This is a genomic window from Legionella steigerwaltii, assembly GCF_001468065.1.
GTDB lineage: Bacteria > Pseudomonadota > Gammaproteobacteria > Legionellales > Legionellaceae > Legionella > Legionella steigerwaltii.
In genome coordinates this window covers 100,759-118,351 of the sequence record NZ_LNYZ01000008.1, presented here as the reverse complement: position 1 = coordinate 118,351, position 17,593 = coordinate 100,759, and the positions used below count along the sequence as shown (strand labels likewise).

Sequence of the window (17,593 nt, the reverse complement as noted above, 5' to 3'; positions counted from 1 at the left end):
TAATTTATTGAAGAACAAAGAATAGGACCATCTTGGAGTAAGTCACTATGAAAATTGCAGGTGTTGATATACCTCATGCCGATAAATTACTTTATCCAGATGACAAAATTTCAAAAAAAGAAGTTGTAGAATATTTTTATAAAATCGCAGACCATCTCCTGCCTTTTGTGCAAAATAGACCGATATCGCTTAAACGATATCCTAATGGGATTAATGAAGAGGGCTTTTATAACAAACATCGCCCTGATTACTTTCCAGGGTTCATTGAAGAATTTACGGTACCAACGGTACAAAATAATTCGGAAATGAAGATGACCGGCATTCGTTCTAAAAAGGCTTTGATTTATCTGGCTGGGCAAAATACTCTAGAGTTGCATACTTCGTTGTCAACAATGTCTGCGCTTGAAAAACCAGATCAAATTATTTTTGATTTGGATCCCCAAGATAATGATTTTGAAAAAATTCGTAAAACCGCTTTCACTCTAAAAAAGATACTAGATGAGTATGAAATCACGACCTTTGTCAAAACCTCAGGTTCTCGCGGCCTGCATATCCATCTTCCTATTAAAGTGCACTATAAGTTTGATCTAATCAAAAAAATTTCAAAAAAAATAGCAGAAAAACTGCATCAACAAACCCCTCAAATCACTACTTTAGAACAAAGAAAAGATAAACGAGGGAATAAAGTATTCATCGATTTTTTACGGAATGATTATGCCATGACTGCAATTGCCCCTTATTCTTTACGTGCTAAAAAAGGAGCTCCTATAGCGACTCCGCTTGAATGGGAAGAACTCAACGATAATTCATTAAATCCACAATCTTTTCACATAAACAATATATTTCAACGTTTGGCAAACAAAGAGAACCCTTGGAAAAATTTCAACAGGTACAATCGACATATAGAATTGCATGATCTATTCAATTGATATGAGTTATTTTACAACCGAGGCATAACCTCCTTGGATTAATCTCCTTAATCATTATAAAAATCACGCATTTGGTTAAAAATAAATCAAAACGTATAACTTTTTTTAGAAAATCAATTTCTTCGCAGTTAATGCGGATCACTCTTGATAGAGCATATTGAGTCGGTCTAGTGGGGCATTTCCAATAGATTCATAGAATTAGATCGAAATAAAAAAAGCAGTTCAAGCGTAATAGCTTCAACTGCTTTCAAATAAGATATTTAATTAATGCTTTACTTCAGTCGCTTTTTTAGCTTCTTGAACGAAACCTAACATCGCTTTCTCAAGAATTTGAAAAGATTTTTGCATATAATCCAAAGCCTTATGACCATTTTCAACCGCTAGGTTAATTTGTTTTTCTAATAATTCTTCAGGCTTTTTAATACCAGCAAGCTCTTCAGGTTTGAGATAAGTCATACCTTGTAAAGTTTTCACATTCAATTCAGCGATTGCTTGAAAAGGCTCTTGAAACTTTTTAGCCACCTCAGTCCATCTTTCAAAATTTTGTTGACTCATGATATTCTCCACTATGTTGCATTGCACAATTTAATATTAGTATATTGATGACAAATTTGTCAATGGGTTAACTAATTTTTTTTTGCAGTGCACCATAAAAATAATCTTCAAATATCTACGCCATTCATAAGCAAAATAATATTTTTAACTTTTGAATAAACTCTGCCATTGTTGCATCATCTTTTGCATTTGTTGATTCCAATTTTCAGTCGCCTGAAGATAAGGATTATTTTGTAACGGTTTCTCCATCACCTGAAACATTTGCTCCATCATTTGTTTCAAAGAAGCATGCATAGGATGATTTGCCAGGGCAATGATCTGTCGCAAAATATCGGAAGACAAAAATTGAGTTGAACCAGCCTCCATCTCTACAATAATTTGTAACAGGATGGAGTTAGTTAAATCTTTCCCGGTTAGGGAATCTTCCACTGTAAACTGTATGCCATCTACAACGTAACGCTGCAACTCCTCAAGGGTTATGTACTGACTTGTCTCAGTATCATAGAGTCGACGATTTTTGTATTTTTTTATTAATCGAGCCATAATTTTTCTCTTTAATACATGTGAAGACCGCCGTTGACGCTTAGATTAGCTCCAGTAATATATCGACTCTTCTCACTAATTAAAAACTCAACAGCCCAAGCAATTTCTTGTGTTTGAGCCAAGCGCTTTGCAGGAATTTGAGCAATAATCGCATCCAGAATATCGGGTCTAATACCTTTCATTAAGCGAGTATCAACGTAACCGGGTGAAAGACTATTTACGGTGATATTCTTACTCATTAATTCTTGTGCCAAACTTTTGGTAAAACCATAGACACCGGCTTTTGAGGCAGCGTAATTTGCTTGCGAAAACTGTCCTTTTTGGGCATTCACCGAAGATATATTAACAATTCGTCCTGATTCGTGCTCTCTCATGTTTTCAACTACATGGCGAGTTACGTTAAACATACCATCAAGATTTACAGTTAATACTTCATCCCATTGTTTTTTAGTCATTTTTGTAAATACAGCATCTCGAGTGATACCGGCGTTATTAATTAACACATCGATATTTCCAAACTCTTCAATAATAGAAGAAATAACCATTCCGCATTGATCAAAATCAGTGACATCCATATGACGAAAATAGATATTCTTGTGTCCTTGCTCAATGAGCTCTTTCTGCCACTCCTTGCCATCCTCTTCAGCAATTAAATCAAGAGCAAAAACATGTTTGTAAGAAGAATTTAATTCTTTCGCAATTGCTGTGCCTATATCTCCAGTACCACCAGTTATCAAAACGATATTATTATGTTGCATAGGATTCTCTATAAGTTAAGAGGTTTGAGAATAAAAAAACACTACAATGCCTAGGTTCTCAACATCAAACCCTGAGCATCCGTTTACATATATTGTCCACCATTCACGTCCAAGTTCGCGCCGGTAATAAATCCGCTATCTGGAGATGCTAAAAAAGCAACTGCATCAGCGACTTCTTTTGCACGTCCTAAACGACCAACAGGAATACTTGAAATAATAGACTTTAGTACTTCTTCTTTTAAAGAAGCAAGCATTGGGGTTTCTATATAGCCAGGAGAAATCGTGTTTACGGTTATGCCTTTATTTGCTACTTCTAAAGCCAAGCTTTTGCTAAAGCCATACAGCGCAGACTTAGTAGAAGCATAGTTACATTGTCCAAATTGACCTTTTCGGCCATTAATTGAAGAAATACTTATGATACGACCATAGCCCCTATCGATCATCACTGGAATTACATTGCGGGTCATATTAAATACGCTAGTCAAATTCGCATCGATAACATTTTGCCATTGTTCAGGAGTCATTTTCCTTAAGCTACAATCCTGGGTGATGCCTGCATTATTAACTAGGACATCAACACGACCATAACGCTCCATGATTAAGGACATTATTTTTTCACAATCCGCAAATTGCGCGATATCTCCATAAACGATATCGATATCATAGCCTAGCTTTTTTTGCTCTTCTTGCCACTGCTTCGCTTCTTCATGCTTTCCATGTTTGAAATAACACGCGACAACTTGAAAATCGGCAGCCAAACGTTGACAAATGGTTGTGCCGATACCACCAGTTCCACCAGTAACTATTGCTACACCTTTCATCATAACCAACTCCCTGTTATTGCGATAATAAAATACTACTATAGAAAATTGAAACTAAAAATCAAATATCATCACTCTCCCCCTCATCTCATCTCCATAAAATGAGAGGAGAGTGAATTAAAAAATTATAAAAGAATTTTACCTATATACAGGAACATATCCTTTTAGTTGTTGCGCAAACTGCCTCAATACCTCAAGACCTGATTCTTCTGCTTGTCTACACCATTGTTGTAATGCTTCAATTAACTCTTTTTGGGTCGATGCAGTTTTTAACCAAATATTTTGTAATGATTGCTTGTATGCATAAACAACACGTAATTGTTCACGGGCCTCCAGCAAATTCGATAAACGAATTTTTGCTTTTGTATTCAACAGGCAATTTTCGCGACGCAATAAACTGCCAGCACGCGCAAAAAGTTTCTTTCCTTCATCAGTTTCAACGCTGCTACTTTTTTCTTGTTTGAGTATAGGTCGAATCACACTTTTATAATAATTAGACATCACCTGAAAGCGATTCCCAATCACTGCCCTCACGGTATCCAAATCAACTTGCAGCTTACCTGCGTCCATAGCCAATTTTGGTGGTAATTTTTTCACTTTGGCAAGGCCTAAAAAGGAAAGAATACGAATGTACATCCAACCTATATCAAACTCCCACCATTTAATTGAAAACTTCGCTGAGGAAGCAAAAGTATGATGATTGTTATGTAACTCTTCACCACCTATCCAAAAACCCCAAGGGAAAATATTCCTTGCTGCATCGGGACATTCAAAATTTCTATAGCCCCAATGATGGCCAATTCCATTAATTACTCCAGCGGCATGAAACGGTATCCACATCATTTGAATTGCCCAAATCGTGATTCCAGGGATACCAAATAAAAATAGGTCGATGAACAACATAAGAATAATTCCCTTGGCAGAATGAGGGGAATAAACTTTTCGTTCAAGCCAATCTTTAGGAGTACCATGAGAGTATTTGGCAACCATTTCTTTATCTTTACGAGCTGCTTTATAGAGTTCAGCTCCTTCCCAAAACACTTTTTTAATGCCGAAAACCACTGGGCTGTGAGGATCGCCCTCAACATCTGATGATGCATGATGTTTACGATGTATAGCAACCCAATCTGCGGTAACCATCCCTGTAGTTAACCACAGCCACAAACGAAAAAAATGACTGATGATAGGATGTAGTGTCAACGCGCGATGGGTTTGATTTCGATGAAGATACAGTGTTACTGCCGCAATAGTAATTTGCGTTAAAATCAATGTTGCAACCACATATCCCCAAAAAGACAGGTTTAAATAACCAAAAACCATAATAGCTCCGCTTCAAATGCAAAAATGCAAATTAAGAAAAAACTCATCCTTTAGTTGGGTACCTCATGTAAGAATTCCAGGAAATCCTTATCTCATGTTAAGGATACCACAATTTTACTCTTTACGTTGCAACATTTCATTATGTAGCCGATAATTAATAAAGAATAAACTATGGAATCATGCTATGAACGATAAATTTCCTCTCGGAAAAATCTTTGAAACCTTGGTGCCTTTTATCGTAGCAGGTTGTGCTATCGCCCTATTTTTTGGTCTGTTATTTATGTTTTCCTACGTTTTAGTTTGGGGGATCATTATAGGTGGTATCCTATGGTTGGTTTCCACAATAAAACAATACCTATTCCCAAGCAGCTCGACTAAAACAGAAGTCATTAAAAAAAGCCAGGGCCGTATCATTGAGCATGACGATAAAAAATAATGCCTGAATTGCCTGAGGTTGAAACTACTAAAGAAGGAATTAAACCCCATCTTGAAGGACAAATAATCCAAGGGGTTATTGTGCGTAATCCCAAACTGCGTATCCCTGTGCCTGATAATTTAGATGAGTTTTGTGTCGGTAAAAAAATAATCGCCGTTACCCGCAGAGCGAAGTACATTCTACTTCAACTCTCAAAAGGATATCTTTTAATTCATCTAGGCATGTCAGGACACTTACGCATTGGAACAGCTAAGAGCAAACCCGAAAAACACGATCACATTATGTTGATCCTGACTAATGGTCTTATGCTACGCTTCTGTGATCCCAGGCGTTTTGGATTATTTATTTATATCCATGAAAATCCATACCAACATCAACTGCTCACCCATTTAGGTCCTGAACCTCTTTCTGAAGAATTTAATGGCCTTTATTTATTCCAAAGAGCTAAAAATAAAAATAAACCCATCAAGTCATTGATTATGGATAATGAAATTGTAGTAGGTGTTGGTAATATTTATGCTTCAGAAAGCCTATTTTTGGCAAATATACACCCTAATTCCCCAGCAAAAATGCTTTCTGAAGAGATGTGTTGCAGGCTCACTACTCATATAAAAGAAGTACTAAAACAGGCCATAATCTCGGGGGGTACAACACTACGCGATTTTTACGCTTTTGATGGCAAACCGGGTTATTTCAGCATATCACTCAAAGTCTACGGCCGAAAAAACCAGCCCTGTTTGCGGTGCCAACATCCTATTGAATCCATCGTAATTGCCGGACGCAATTCTTTTTTCTGTCCTACATGCCAGAATTAATTGTTAAAAAAACTGTGTTCTCGTAATTTGCTCATTATCTATCTCAATTGCCCAAGACTTGCTTTTCAATTACCATATAATTGCCTAATTTTACTGAGATTTTTCATGTTGCGATTAAGATTAGCTCGACATATTATTGAAGAATATCAAGATAGAGGAATAGTCCATCGTCCGGATTTTCTTATTTATGATTTTGATGAAATTGAATACCAAACATTTTGGCAAGAAATTGCATCATCTCCAAGAAAGAGATTATACACTGATGGAGTTGATGTGTTTCGAGTCAATTGGTTGCGTCATCTTTTTGAGTCATTTAAAGGGTGGCTAGGCTTTGAGAATCATTGCCATCCTAACCGGGTTGAGATGACTTTAGGTAAAATTGCTTATGCGGGTTATGTCAAAGGTTTTAAAGCCCCAGTGTTGCAACAAGGCACCGATGCATTCCCAATCTCTTCACATTTTATAGAGTTAGTCAACTCACCCAGAACGAATCAAATTTCTAGCGATCTCCAACACCTCTTAATGAGCTATTTCATAACTCATTCATATGCCTTTCCTGAATTCAATAGTTTCATTCATAGAGGCTACCCATTTGGTCAAACTTTTATACAAGAATATCTGGCTCATTTAGCACCATCAATCGATCCTCAAGATGATAAAACCGTTCAAGATGCAATTTGCCAAATCAGAGACTACGGACAATTAGTTAACAAAACCGATTGTTTTCAATCCAGTCCCTTTGCCGAAGCCTATGCAGAATATCTGGCTGGCCAAGAGCAATACCAAGAGGCACTAGAGTGGTCTCCAGAAGTCAAAAAAAGATTAAAAGAATCTTTTATTGAATTTTATTTAACTCAAGAACAATCTGACCCTCAAGCATTAAAAATGGCTGTAGAGCTCATTGCTGCATTATTCTTATCAACAATAGTAGAAGATCAGCAAAAAGCGATTGATTACATCAAAGCGAATTTTAATTACGAAGAACAAGCTGTCTATTTAGTGCCCTACCCTGAATTACGTACTCAAGTGGCCAAAGCATATTTAGAAGATGCCAAAAGGGAAAAAGGCAAATGGAGTATCACTAAAATGCTCATGGGTAATCAAACAATTGAGTTTTTAGCCCAAGCAGTTAGACTTCATCCTCCAGTGCTTGGTCAAGATGATTCGTTGCAAGACCTTTTGATAAAGGAAGAATGGTTGCTGTATCAGTTTGACCTTGCAATAGATAGCAATCGTTTTCAAGACGCTGATGAACTATATATAAAAAATCCAGATCTCAAATACAATAAAAGTAAGCTTGAATGCTTACGAGAACATTACCTTAACCAATTTTACTCAAATGCAACCAAGATAACCGAAGCGTTATTAAGCCAAAATATCGAAACAACAACACAATTGGCTGAAGAACAAATAGAACTGGCTAAAAAGATAGTTCGAATTAGACCTCAAGATTCACTCGTTATGAAAGCAACTATAAATTATGCGTCTACGCTACTGGCAGTTGATGTGTTAAAGAACTCTACAAAAGATACCGATCGCAAACAATTGAATAAAGCACAACATCGACTAAATGAATATCTATTCCTGAGCAACAATACTGAGCTAATGGAAGTTTATAATAAATTATCATTACGAAAAATTTATTGTCTTATTGCACGACTAGCTGTGCCCATAAACTATAACGATTGTTTAGATGTTCGAATCGATTTTGTAAAAAAACACATGGACGAAATAAAAGAGTTAAAAAAGGAACTTAAGTTATTTATTTCTATTAATGAAAAACAATCAAAAGAATCGCGTCAAACCCTAGCGAAAATGTATTATTTGCTGGCAGATACTCTTGTTTATTTTGAAGAAAAAAAACAAAAATCTATTCCCTACTTCAAAAAAGCAACAGAGCTCATGCCTGAAAACCTTTATTATAGTGTACGTTATTTTGAACTTGTTGGAGATAAAAAAAGACATGTTGTTCGAGAAAAAATAAATGCTATTGCTCACCTACATGGAACTTTATATCAAGCATACATGGTCGAACGTTGGGGCGAAGATAAAATTATGTCCAATGGTTTTGATATTCATGCCATCCCCCAAGATGACTCATTTTTAGGCACTCTAGGGAGGAGAATAGGATATATTTAATATTTTTTGAACAACCTGCTACACTTTCTATATTGAGCTTACGATCTTACTTTGAACTAGGCTCTTTTAAAAAACCTGGGCAATCGGATGAACTTGCGCTATATTACCGCTAATTTACTTACTCCTGTCATCGATGAAAATAAATCAATTACGAACCGCATTTGTTCTTTGTAATATTATGTTTTATACAGCAATCACCAGCATGCGCTGTATTTCTAAATATTTTTTTAGCACCATAAATCGTAAGTGGACAGATAAGGCAATACATCATTGGGTTGATCAATTACTTAATGCAGTACAAGTAGAATATAAGGTAATAAATCCATTTAATGTCCAACCAGAACCTGGAAAAGCTACGATTATTATGTGTAATCACTCAAGCGCCTACGATATTCCACTTGCATTTAAAGCATTTCCAGAACACTCCATTCGTATGCTGTCAAAAAAAGAACTTGCTAAAGTCCCCTTAATGGGTAAAGCAATGCAAGCAGCAGAATTTCCTTTTATTGATCGAAAAAATAAATATCAAGCCATTAAAGACCTAGCGTTTGCTCAGCAATTAATGGAAAGTGGAATTATCATGTGGATTGCTCCTGAAGGAACTCGCTCCAAAGATGGGAAACTGGGTTCTTTTAAAAAAGGAGGGTTTATCACTGCAATTCAATCCAAGGCAACTATTATTCCTATAGGCATACGCGGTGCTAATAATATTTTACCCGCGCGAACCTTTAATTTTCATCTGAAACAAAAAGCAGAAATACATATAGGCAAACCAATCGATGCATCGCAGTTCACTATTGAAAATAAAGAACAATTGATTCAGCAAACTTATGCAGTAATTAAAGAGCTGGTCGGAGAAAATCCGCCTGGCTAGCGCAATTTTTGCAGCCTTAGTGCAGAACAACAGTCTCTTGTAGCCTGGATGCAGCGCAGCGAAACCCGAGGTATCCGGCGCCAACAAAACCCGGGTTCCGCTGCGCTGCACCCAGGCTACGATAATGATTTTTATAATCTGATATTATTAAAAGTAATCAAAACTTTGCTCCATGCCCATATCCACTTGGAGCATTCACTATAGAGGCAGCTAATCCAATAGCTCGCGGATCTGATGCCGCAGTAAGGAGATTCGTTTGCTTATCCCAAGTAATCGCTTGCAGATCACCGTAGTATTTCTCTAATTGTATTAGATGATATCCCATGGCTTTTAAGGCTTCTTGTAGTGCTGGAGGAAAAGTGTCTGGTTCAAACTGCAATACATCAGGTAAATACTGATGATGAAAACGCATCGCTGAAACCATACTTATTGCACCGTACGCATCGTGAAACACTAACGATGCAATTAAAACCATAGTCGGAATACGACTTCCTCCTGGTGTGCCCAAAATGGCAACCCGTCCTGGTGATTCAAGGAAAGTAGGGGTCATGCTGGATAATGGTCTTTTTCCGGGAGCAATTGCATTCTTATCTCCACCAACAATGCCAAAAACATTTTCCTCTCCAACTTTGGTAGAAAAATCATCCATTTCATCGTTTAGCAAAACACCAGTACCGTCAGCCACAACACTGGAGCCAAAAATATAGTTTATGGACATGGTCGCAGAAACACGATTACCCTCGGCATCAATGATAGAGAAATGAGTTGTATTCGTATTCTCGGTTCGTTTGCCTTTAGGTTGTTTTACCTGTCCTCGTAAAACTACACTGGGTAGTGCTTTATTTGCTGGGATTAATGTACTTAACTGTTTTCCATTCTCTGCCGAGATTAATTTCTCAACAGGAATAGTCACAAAATCAGGATCACCCAGAAACTGCTCGCGCTGCCAATACGCCAAGCGCATGGATTCTACCAGATAATGTACCCATTGAATTTTTGAGAATGAAGACAAGGGGTAGTGAGACAAAATATTTAACATAGTCAATAACGCAATACCCCCTGCCGAAGGTGGCGGCGCTGTTATAATTAACATGTTATTATATGCGCCAATTAATGGCTCTCTGACTTTAATCTGATATTTAGCTAAATCCTCAAGTGTCCAAATCCCTCCTGCAGCATTAACACCCTTAACCAACTGCTCTGCAACTTCTCCTGCATAAAAACCCTGTTCTCCTTTCTCTGCAATTAACTTTAAAGTATTCGCCAAGTCAGTTTGAATGAAACGTTCACCAATAAGATAAGGACGACCATTGTTCAAGAAGATTTTAGCTGTAGAAGGATATTTCTTTATTTGTTCTAATCGATCTTCATTCTTCAAAAATAAGCTTAATTGCTTATCAACCAAAAATCCTTCTTGTGCTAACTTAATGGCAGGAGCCAGTGTTTTTGTCAGCGGCAATCGTCCATAATTTTTTGCAATGTATACCAAAGCAGCAGGTTCGCCAGGAATTGCAGCGGCTAGCCCTCCATTTAAGGATAGCCCAGGTATCACACTGCCATCAGGCGCCAAATACATGTCTTTTTTCGCTTTTTGAGGTGCAACCTCTCGTCCATCAATAAAGATGTTTTTATGCTGGTCTTCTTGATGCAATAACCAAAATCCTCCCCCACCTAGTCCCGAGTGATATGGTTCAACTACAGCGAGTACCGCCGATACTGCAACTGCTGCATCAAATGCATTTCCTCCGTTGGCTAAAATTTCAAGTCCGGCATTCGTTGCAAATGGATTTGCACTAGCAATCGCATAACCAGGAGGTAGAATATTATTTTGCAGAGCAACCGCATTAATGGGGAAATATAAAAAATTAATAATCAGGCAAAAGCCATTAAATAGTCTTCTAAGCTCCATGTTCACTTTGTCTCTTTTGGAGTTCTCTGACGACACATGAAGGAACGAACTGAGAAATATTTCCGTTCAGAAGTGCAATTTCACGCACCAAAGTAGAAGAAATATACATAAAATTTTCTGATGGGGTTAAAAATATTGTTTCTATTTGTTTGGATAATTTTCGATTCATTCCGGCCAGCTGAAATTCATATTCAAAATCAGACACTGCTCGCAAACCTCGCAAAACAATTCCCGCATTTTGTTCTAATACAAAATCAATTAAAAGATTATCAAATCCAAGCACACGAACTCCTGGTATGTCGGTAATTGACTCTTCTACGAGTTGAATTCGTGTCTCTAGCGGCAAAAAAGGACGTTTTGCCTTATTGCTCGCCACAGCAACAATAATATCAGGAAAAATCTTAGCTGCGCGACTAATAATATCAACATGACCATTCGTAACGGGATCAAAAGTACCAGGATAAATTGCTTTTAATTTCATATTGATTAAGACTGATTGCATATGCGAACAGTCTAGCGTATTGTTAATTGAAAAACTACAAAAATGGACTTGAGGTGACATAAATGAATAATATAAAACGATTAATAATTATAACTCCCATTTTATTGACCGCCTGCGCTCCTCCTCGACCTGCAGCAGAATTACCCGAAAATAAGGTTATGCCGGTAGAGCAACGTAAAGCAAAAACAGAGACCGTTTCCTCCTGGGAACTTCGTGGGGCCATGGCAGCAAAAAATAAAGAAAAAGGATGGTCAGCTGCTATGAACTGGAGACAAAATGGGCCTAGTTCTTATCAAATCCGACTCATGGGTCCTTTGGGAAGCGGAACAGTCCTTATTGACAAAAAAGGCGATACAGTAACATACCAAGATGGTCCTAAAAAAATCAGCTCACACGATGCGGACAAATTATTAGTAGAACAAACAGGAATTCGTCTCCCAGTAAACAATCTTTATTATTGGGTTAGAGGACTCCCGGCCCCCGGCCCAGTTCAAGCGGAGCACCGTGATAAGTACAATCACCTGGAACAACTGAAACAAAGTGGTTATACCATTAATTTCACAAAATATACTTCAGTTAAAGGCATTGATTTGCCAAGTATGATTCGTCTAGAAGGCAATGGAGTAATGGTTAAAGTAGTTATCCAAAATTGGACAGTTTAAATCCAGTTCCCAAATTTGGATTCACAAAGCGGAATTTAGAAACTCTTTTTTCCAAATTCTGCTTTGTCTTAACTTAAGTCTCATATGATATTCATATTATAATGTCAACTCCTATTTCCATTTAAAAAATAAAATAATTATTGCTTTCAAAGTTGACATGTTTCCAAAAGCACTGCAAAATACGCAACACATTTGCAGGGATGAACGCAATTTTATAATGGATGATTGTAAGAATCTGCAAATTTTAGGGGTGTCGCCAAGCGGTAAGGCACAGGGTTTTGATCCCTGCATACCTAGGTTCGAATCCTAGCACCCCTGCCACTTTCTTGTTGATTCAAGTAAACAGACAGCAGAAGATAACCTGGAAGGATGCGTTCTTGAAATGCTCAAATAATAATAATATCTTTTTGGCTGTCTTCTGCTATGTGTTTAAGTTAAATGATTAAACCTTAAATCTAAAGGCTTTTTACACATGTCCACAATGATGATTTTTGCCGGAAATGCAACTCCGGAATTAGCTCAACAAATCTCTTCGCATTTGAAAATACCTATTGGCCAGGCGACTGTTGGTACTTTTAGCGATGGAGAAACAATGATTGAAATTCTCGAAAATGTCCGAGGTAGGGACGTTTTTATAATTCAATCAACCTGTGCTCCAGCAAGTAATAATCTGATGGAACTCCTGACAATGGCTGATGCACTAAGAAGATCTTCTGCTGCTCGGATCACTGCTGTAGTCCCTTATTTTGGTTATGCTCGTCAAGACCGTCGAGTTCGCTCTGCACGCGTACCTATTACAGCAAAAGTCGTTGCTGATATGATGGCTTCTGTGGGTATTTGTCGCGTTCTTACTGTAGACTTGCATGCAGATCAGATCCAAGGCTTCTTCTATATGCCTGTAGACAACGTTTATGCAACTCCGATACTTCTCGAAGACATAAAAAATCAAAAACTAAAGAACATAATGGTCGTTTCCCCGGATGTAGGAGGTGTTGTTAGAGCTCGAGCTGTAGCGAAACGCCTGGACCATGCTGAGTTGTGTATTATCGATAAACGTCGTAGTGGCCCCAATAAATCGGAAGTAATGCATATTATTGGTGAACCAAAAAATAAAGACTGCATTATTGTTGATGATATTGTTGATACGGCAGGCACTCTTTGCTCTGCTGCTCATGAGCTTAAGAAAAATGGAGCTCATAGTGTTAGAGCATATATAACACATCCTGTGTTATCCGGCCCTGCGGTCAATAACATTAAAAATTCAGGCCTCGATGAAATTGTAGTAACCGATACTATTCCTCTATCTGATGAAGCACGAAAATGTGAAAAAATTCGTGTAGTCAGTTTATCAGACATGCTCGCACAGGCTATCAAACGAGTAAATATTGAAGAGTCTGTAAGCTCTATGTTTGCTGAGTAAAATGTAGCCTGGTTTTGCTTGGCAGCCAGGGGTATTCTGGAATATCTTAACTCCTGCTGCAAGCAAGCCTGTCTATACACTTGTTGAATTTGATGTAGGTTGGGCCAAACAAATAGCTCGCTCCCTAATGTATTTGCATTTAAAGAAATATGGGACCAATGCGCCCATATCTACATCTTATTTATTCAGTTGTTAGCATGAGACTTTTTTCTAAGCAAAGATGTGATTTAAAACTCAGTTAATTGCAAGCAGGTTTTTCTAAAATATATGCTGCACTTGAATATCACCATAAATTTTCAATTAAAAAAAAGGAGCTTTATTAGCTCCTCTTTAAAACTTAAATTTCAGTTAGTCCCTAGTACCAACATATTTATCATCGAAATATCGACGTAACTTAGTTCTCAATGTGCCTCGACTAATCCCCAGCATAATTGCTGCACGTGACTGATTGTACTTGCAATGTTCCATCACTGCACGAAACAATGGTGTTTCAATCTCTTCAAGTACAAATTGGTATAAGTCAACAGGATCAGTTCCTTTAAGCTCTGAAAAATATTTTTGCACCGAATGAGTTACACTTTCGGCCAGAGAAGCGGTGTTATCCACTACTTCGTTACTGATTGTTGTCATTATTATTAGCTCCTCCTTTTAAAAACAGTATATTACCGAAACAAGCCCATTGAGACAAGGGCAGAACAGAAAAAACTGCATTAAAAATCAATATATAATGTTCATTCGCAGCGCAAGAAGCTCTTATAAGGAGTAGGTTGTTTTTTACAATCTACTCCTTACAAAATTACTCCAGTTACAGCCTAAAATTTCATCATTGAAGGGTCATAAGGTTTGCCATTAATTGTAAACTTTCCTTGGTCCAAACTTGCTTCAATAACAAAATCAGTTCCTTGAACTGTAATTAAACCACTTTGCTGTAATGCATTTATTTGTTTGTTTGTTTGCATTTCAGCTAATTGTTCTACGGTTGGCGCAGGCTGATTTGTCTGAGCTGCAGTTTGGTTCGCTTGCAATTGTTGCGTTAAAGTTTGTTGCAATTCAGGTTTTTTGGCAATTTGTTGAATCACAGATTGCTTCATAACTTCTTTTACCGCTTCGGCAGGAACTTGCAACTTCGCTTTACCCTGGATTTTTTGCATCATTTCAAATGGGTTAGCATTTTCACCTTTGGGCAATGTTACAAAAAGATTTCCTTCAATCTGTCCCTGGGGAATTTTTAAGCTCAATTTAGAGATTTCAAATTCTGCTCCCTTGTTAAACAATTTGGGTAGCTCAGGAAGCAAAGCAAGCATTGCCTGTTGGCGTTGCATGTCATTACCATTTTGCATTGCCGTTGTTTGCTGATTAATTTTAGCCAGCACATCAGCATCAAGATTTCTTAAAGCAACTTCCAACTCTCCCGGACCATAATTTTGTCCATTTGCTAATATGGATTTTAAAGTCACATTAAAATGGGTATTAAAAAGATGTTGCTCGATATCACTATCTGTTTTAATTGCCAGCTCGATGATCTCAAACATTTTTTGATCTTTAACAAAAACAGCAAAAGCAGGTAATATGAAGTTTGCATCCCCCAGATACAATCCAGCAGGTGTTTCATGCAAATCATAATCACTCGATACCTTACTTAAAGTGAATTTAGTATCGTCTTTAATAGCATCTATGCCATCCAGCTTAATTTTACCTTCAACTTTTTTCATCCCAGAGGACATCGTTGTACGAGAGTCCATACCTAACCATGCAAAGTTACCAGAACCATCTTTTGCAATTAATTTAAAGTTAGGAATTTTGAAATCCACTGTACTTTCATTCAGGTAATTAACAAAAATACTTAAATCCAACTGAGGCTTCACTGAATCTTTAGTAAATTGCGCATCAAATTGTTCATTATATTGTGATGGAAATGGGAAAACTGATTCAGCATAACCAAATCCAAAACGTAAACGATTGTTAGCAAAAATAACAGGGCCATGATGGATTGTTAGTGGCGTCTCCATGTTAAAGTCTTGGGCAGGAAGAGTTTGAGGTTGTCCATTCGCATCTTTTACAACGCGTTCTGGAATATGTAAGCGCCATTTGATTTTGGCGTCAGAACTAAATAATCCTTTATTGTATTGCTCAATTTCAGCATATAAGCCATTAGATTGATCAATAACTTCTATATTTTTTCTGATTGTTCTTTCAGTAAGAACCCCCATGCCATAATATCCGCCTAGAATTAGAACGGCCAGGATAATTACTAATCCTGTAAATTTTTTCATTCTGTTCTCCATGTTATTAATTCGCATGCAGCAAAACTGCAGCTGAAAGTATAACAGCAAATAACATCTGAGTGCGATAAGCTTATAAAAAAACAGTTATAACTATTTTTTAGAGCAATAGGGTTTATTTACAATTCGCTAAATTGGGACAAAAATGGGTTCTTTTTAGACGCCCCGAAACACAGCATATACAAAGTATGTAAGTGTCGGGGCGCATCATTTGGTTAAGCGAGATCAAACCTAAAAAATCTCAAAGATTAGGCATGATTTTTTGGCTTACAATAAGTTTCCTTAACAGTAAATGCTAATATCAATGCAATAATAGAACAAAGTGGAAGGATCTTCAGGCCCGCTTGGAAATCAGAGAGCAATAAAGTTTCAACATTATAGGCGCGGGCACCTGAGACCATATCGACCAATCGTCCAACTAAAGGCTGCAATAGAGCCCCTACAAAAATTGATATCATATTGGTAAATGCAATAGAAGTTCCGACCACATTTCTATCGTGTATCTCAGTAGACACTGCATAGGCAATAGCAACACCAGTATTCGTTACACCAAAAAAGAAGAAGAGCAAATAAGCTGAGGTTTGACTTAAAGTAGGGATAAATACATAAACAGAAGTCAGAACTACCCCAAAAGCCGCTGAAAGAATCATTAAAGGCTTACGGCGTCCCATCTTATCTGAAAGCCAACCGGATATAGGACCGCTAATACCCCAACCGATAAAAATTAATCCTGTAGCAAAAGCAGCTGCATGAGCACCCAACCCCCTACCAAATTGCAGGTATGCAGGTCCAATTGCCTCACCAATCACCGCAGTTGGTCCAAATAAAAATCCAGCATATAACGCATTGAGCCAGGTTTGCCTGCAAGATAATACAATTTTTAAGCTCTGAAGAATGCTGAGCTGATTCATGGAGTGAACTTCACTACGATGCTCGCCTGGTTTATCTTGCACAAATTGGTACAATAAAGCTGCAAGTGCGATAAATAGAAAAGCAATAATCAACATACTGTGGCGCCATCCCACATTAGTCACTAAAAATGAAACAGGCGCTTCTCCAGCAGCGGCTCCTAGCATTCCTAAGGCTTGAGTTAAACCGGCCAATAAACCTAACATTGTCGGTGGGAACCATGATGTAGCTAATCTTAAGGAGCAGATAAAAGCAAAGGCGGCACTAAAACCTATGAGCATCCTACCTATTGAGGCCATAAACAGGCCATCTGCAAGACCAAAAACACAACAACCAAACGCGGTAACTAATGACATTACTGTAAGTAGCCACCGTATGCTTAAGCGGTCTACAGTAAGTCCTACAGGGATTTGCATTAAAATATAAGGAACATAAAATGAGGCGGTTATTATGCCAAACCCAGCTTCATTAATCCCAAAATCCATTTGCAAATATCGATGCATTACTCCAGGAGCAACACGAGCCATATAATCAGAAAAATAGAACGCAGCAGCCAACCCCCAAACTAACCAAGCAAATCCTAAATAACTTTTTTGGTTATAAACTTCTACTCTAGACTCATGTATTTTGTTCATAAACTCTCTACGTTAATAAAAATCCTAATTGGCTTTGTTCAATTGAAGAAATTCTAACTGGTAGACACATCAAAAAAACTAACC

General features: G+C 37.5%; 17 protein-coding genes and 1 tRNA gene. 8 read left to right on the top strand and 10 right to left on the bottom strand.

The window, feature by feature from the left end; translation table 11 throughout:
- The first annotated feature begins 47 nt into the window (after positions 1-47).
- Complete coding sequence (gene ligD, locus Lstg_RS05890) at positions 48-929, top strand: non-homologous end-joining DNA ligase (RefSeq protein WP_058476734.1); 882 nt, start codon at positions 48-50, stop codon at positions 927-929.
- A 264-nt stretch (positions 930-1,193) separates the two neighbouring features.
- On the opposite strand, the gene Lstg_RS05885 is transcribed toward ligD, so the two are convergent.
- From Lstg_RS05885 to Lstg_RS05865, 5 genes are all read right to left on the bottom strand, one after another.
- Positions 1,194-1,484 carry a phasin family protein gene (locus Lstg_RS05885; protein ID WP_058476733.1) on the bottom strand — a complete coding sequence of 97 codons (291 nt, stop codon included), beginning with the start codon at positions 1,482-1,484 and terminating at the stop codon, positions 1,194-1,196.
- A gap of 144 nt (positions 1,485-1,628) precedes the next feature.
- The gene (locus tag Lstg_RS05880) at positions 1,629-2,027 is read right to left on the bottom strand and encodes a polyhydroxyalkanoate synthesis regulator DNA-binding domain-containing protein (RefSeq protein WP_058476732.1); all 399 of its coding nucleotides are present in this window, start codon (positions 2,025-2,027) and stop codon (positions 1,629-1,631) included.
- 11 nt (positions 2,028-2,038) lie between these two features.
- Positions 2,039-2,785: an acetoacetyl-CoA reductase gene (gene phbB / locus Lstg_RS05875; RefSeq protein ID WP_058476731.1), complete on the bottom strand. Its 747-nt coding sequence runs from the start codon at positions 2,783-2,785 to the stop codon at positions 2,039-2,041.
- An 83-nt stretch (positions 2,786-2,868) separates the two neighbouring features.
- A complete protein-coding gene (gene phbB / locus Lstg_RS05870) occupies positions 2,869-3,609 on the bottom strand; it encodes an acetoacetyl-CoA reductase (RefSeq protein WP_058476730.1) in 741 nt (246 codons plus the stop codon).
- A 135-nt stretch (positions 3,610-3,744) separates the two neighbouring features.
- On the bottom strand, positions 3,745-4,926 hold the full coding sequence (locus tag Lstg_RS05865) for a DesA family fatty acid desaturase (RefSeq protein WP_058476729.1): 1,182 nt from the start codon (positions 4,924-4,926) through the stop codon (positions 3,745-3,747).
- 184 nt (positions 4,927-5,110) lie between these two features.
- Here Lstg_RS05865 and Lstg_RS05860 point away from each other — a divergent pair, with 184 nt between their 5' ends.
- From Lstg_RS05860 to Lstg_RS05845, 4 genes are all read left to right on the top strand, one after another.
- Positions 5,111-5,362, top strand: a complete 252-nt coding sequence (locus Lstg_RS05860) for a hypothetical protein (RefSeq protein ID WP_058476728.1) — start codon at positions 5,111-5,113, stop codon at positions 5,360-5,362.
- A complete protein-coding gene (gene mutM, locus Lstg_RS05855) occupies positions 5,362-6,177 on the top strand; it encodes a bifunctional DNA-formamidopyrimidine glycosylase/DNA-(apurinic or apyrimidinic site) lyase (protein WP_058476727.1) in 816 nt (271 codons plus the stop codon). The genes Lstg_RS05860 and mutM overlap by 1 nt, the downstream gene beginning before the upstream one ends.
- A gap of 105 nt (positions 6,178-6,282) precedes the next feature.
- Positions 6,283-8,316: a hypothetical protein gene (locus Lstg_RS05850; protein ID WP_058476726.1), complete on the top strand. Its 2,034-nt coding sequence runs from the start codon at positions 6,283-6,285 to the stop codon at positions 8,314-8,316.
- A gap of 133 nt (positions 8,317-8,449) precedes the next feature.
- Positions 8,450-9,190 (top strand): lysophospholipid acyltransferase family protein, encoded by a 741-nt coding sequence (locus Lstg_RS05845; RefSeq protein ID WP_058476725.1) that lies wholly within the window; start codon positions 8,450-8,452, stop codon positions 9,188-9,190.
- Between the two features lie 157 nt (positions 9,191-9,347).
- Here Lstg_RS05845 and ggt read toward each other — a convergent pair whose 3' ends face one another.
- On the bottom strand, positions 9,348-11,099 hold the full coding sequence (gene ggt / locus Lstg_RS05840) for a gamma-glutamyltransferase (RefSeq protein ID WP_058476724.1): 1,752 nt from the start codon (positions 11,097-11,099) through the stop codon (positions 9,348-9,350).
- Positions 11,089-11,601: a pantetheine-phosphate adenylyltransferase gene (coaD, locus tag Lstg_RS05835; protein WP_058476794.1), complete on the bottom strand. Its 513-nt coding sequence runs from the start codon at positions 11,599-11,601 to the stop codon at positions 11,089-11,091. Before coaD ends, ggt begins: the two co-directional genes overlap by 11 nt.
- 62 nt (positions 11,602-11,663) lie before the next feature.
- On the opposite strand from coaD, the gene lolB reads away from it, so the two are divergent.
- From lolB to Lstg_RS05820, 3 genes are all read left to right on the top strand, one after another.
- The gene (lolB, locus tag Lstg_RS05830) at positions 11,664-12,263 is read left to right on the top strand and encodes a lipoprotein insertase outer membrane protein LolB (RefSeq protein ID WP_058476723.1); all 600 of its coding nucleotides are present in this window, start codon (positions 11,664-11,666) and stop codon (positions 12,261-12,263) included.
- Between the two features lie 246 nt (positions 12,264-12,509).
- Positions 12,510-12,584: transfer RNA gene (locus tag Lstg_RS05825), tRNA-Gln, on the top strand.
- Positions 12,585-12,735: 151 nt separating this feature from the next.
- Positions 12,736-13,683, top strand: a complete 948-nt coding sequence (locus Lstg_RS05820) for a ribose-phosphate pyrophosphokinase (RefSeq protein WP_058476722.1) — start codon at positions 12,736-12,738, stop codon at positions 13,681-13,683.
- A 348-nt stretch (positions 13,684-14,031) separates the two neighbouring features.
- On the opposite strand, the gene Lstg_RS05815 is transcribed toward Lstg_RS05820, so the two are convergent.
- The 3 genes from Lstg_RS05815 to Lstg_RS05805 all read right to left on the bottom strand — a co-directional run bounded on the left by Lstg_RS05815 (position 14,032) and on the right by Lstg_RS05805 (position 17,509).
- A complete protein-coding gene (locus Lstg_RS05815; protein ID WP_058476721.1) occupies positions 14,032-14,313 on the bottom strand; it encodes a helix-turn-helix domain-containing protein in 282 nt (93 codons plus the stop codon).
- A 182-nt stretch (positions 14,314-14,495) separates the two neighbouring features.
- Positions 14,496-15,956, bottom strand: coding sequence for a YdgA family protein (locus Lstg_RS05810; RefSeq protein ID WP_058476720.1), 1,461 nt, complete (start codon positions 15,954-15,956; stop codon positions 14,496-14,498).
- Between the two features lie 257 nt (positions 15,957-16,213).
- Positions 16,214-17,509, bottom strand: coding sequence for an MFS transporter (locus Lstg_RS05805; protein ID WP_058476719.1), 1,296 nt, complete (start codon positions 17,507-17,509; stop codon positions 16,214-16,216).
- Positions 17,510-17,593: the final 84 nt, after the last annotated feature.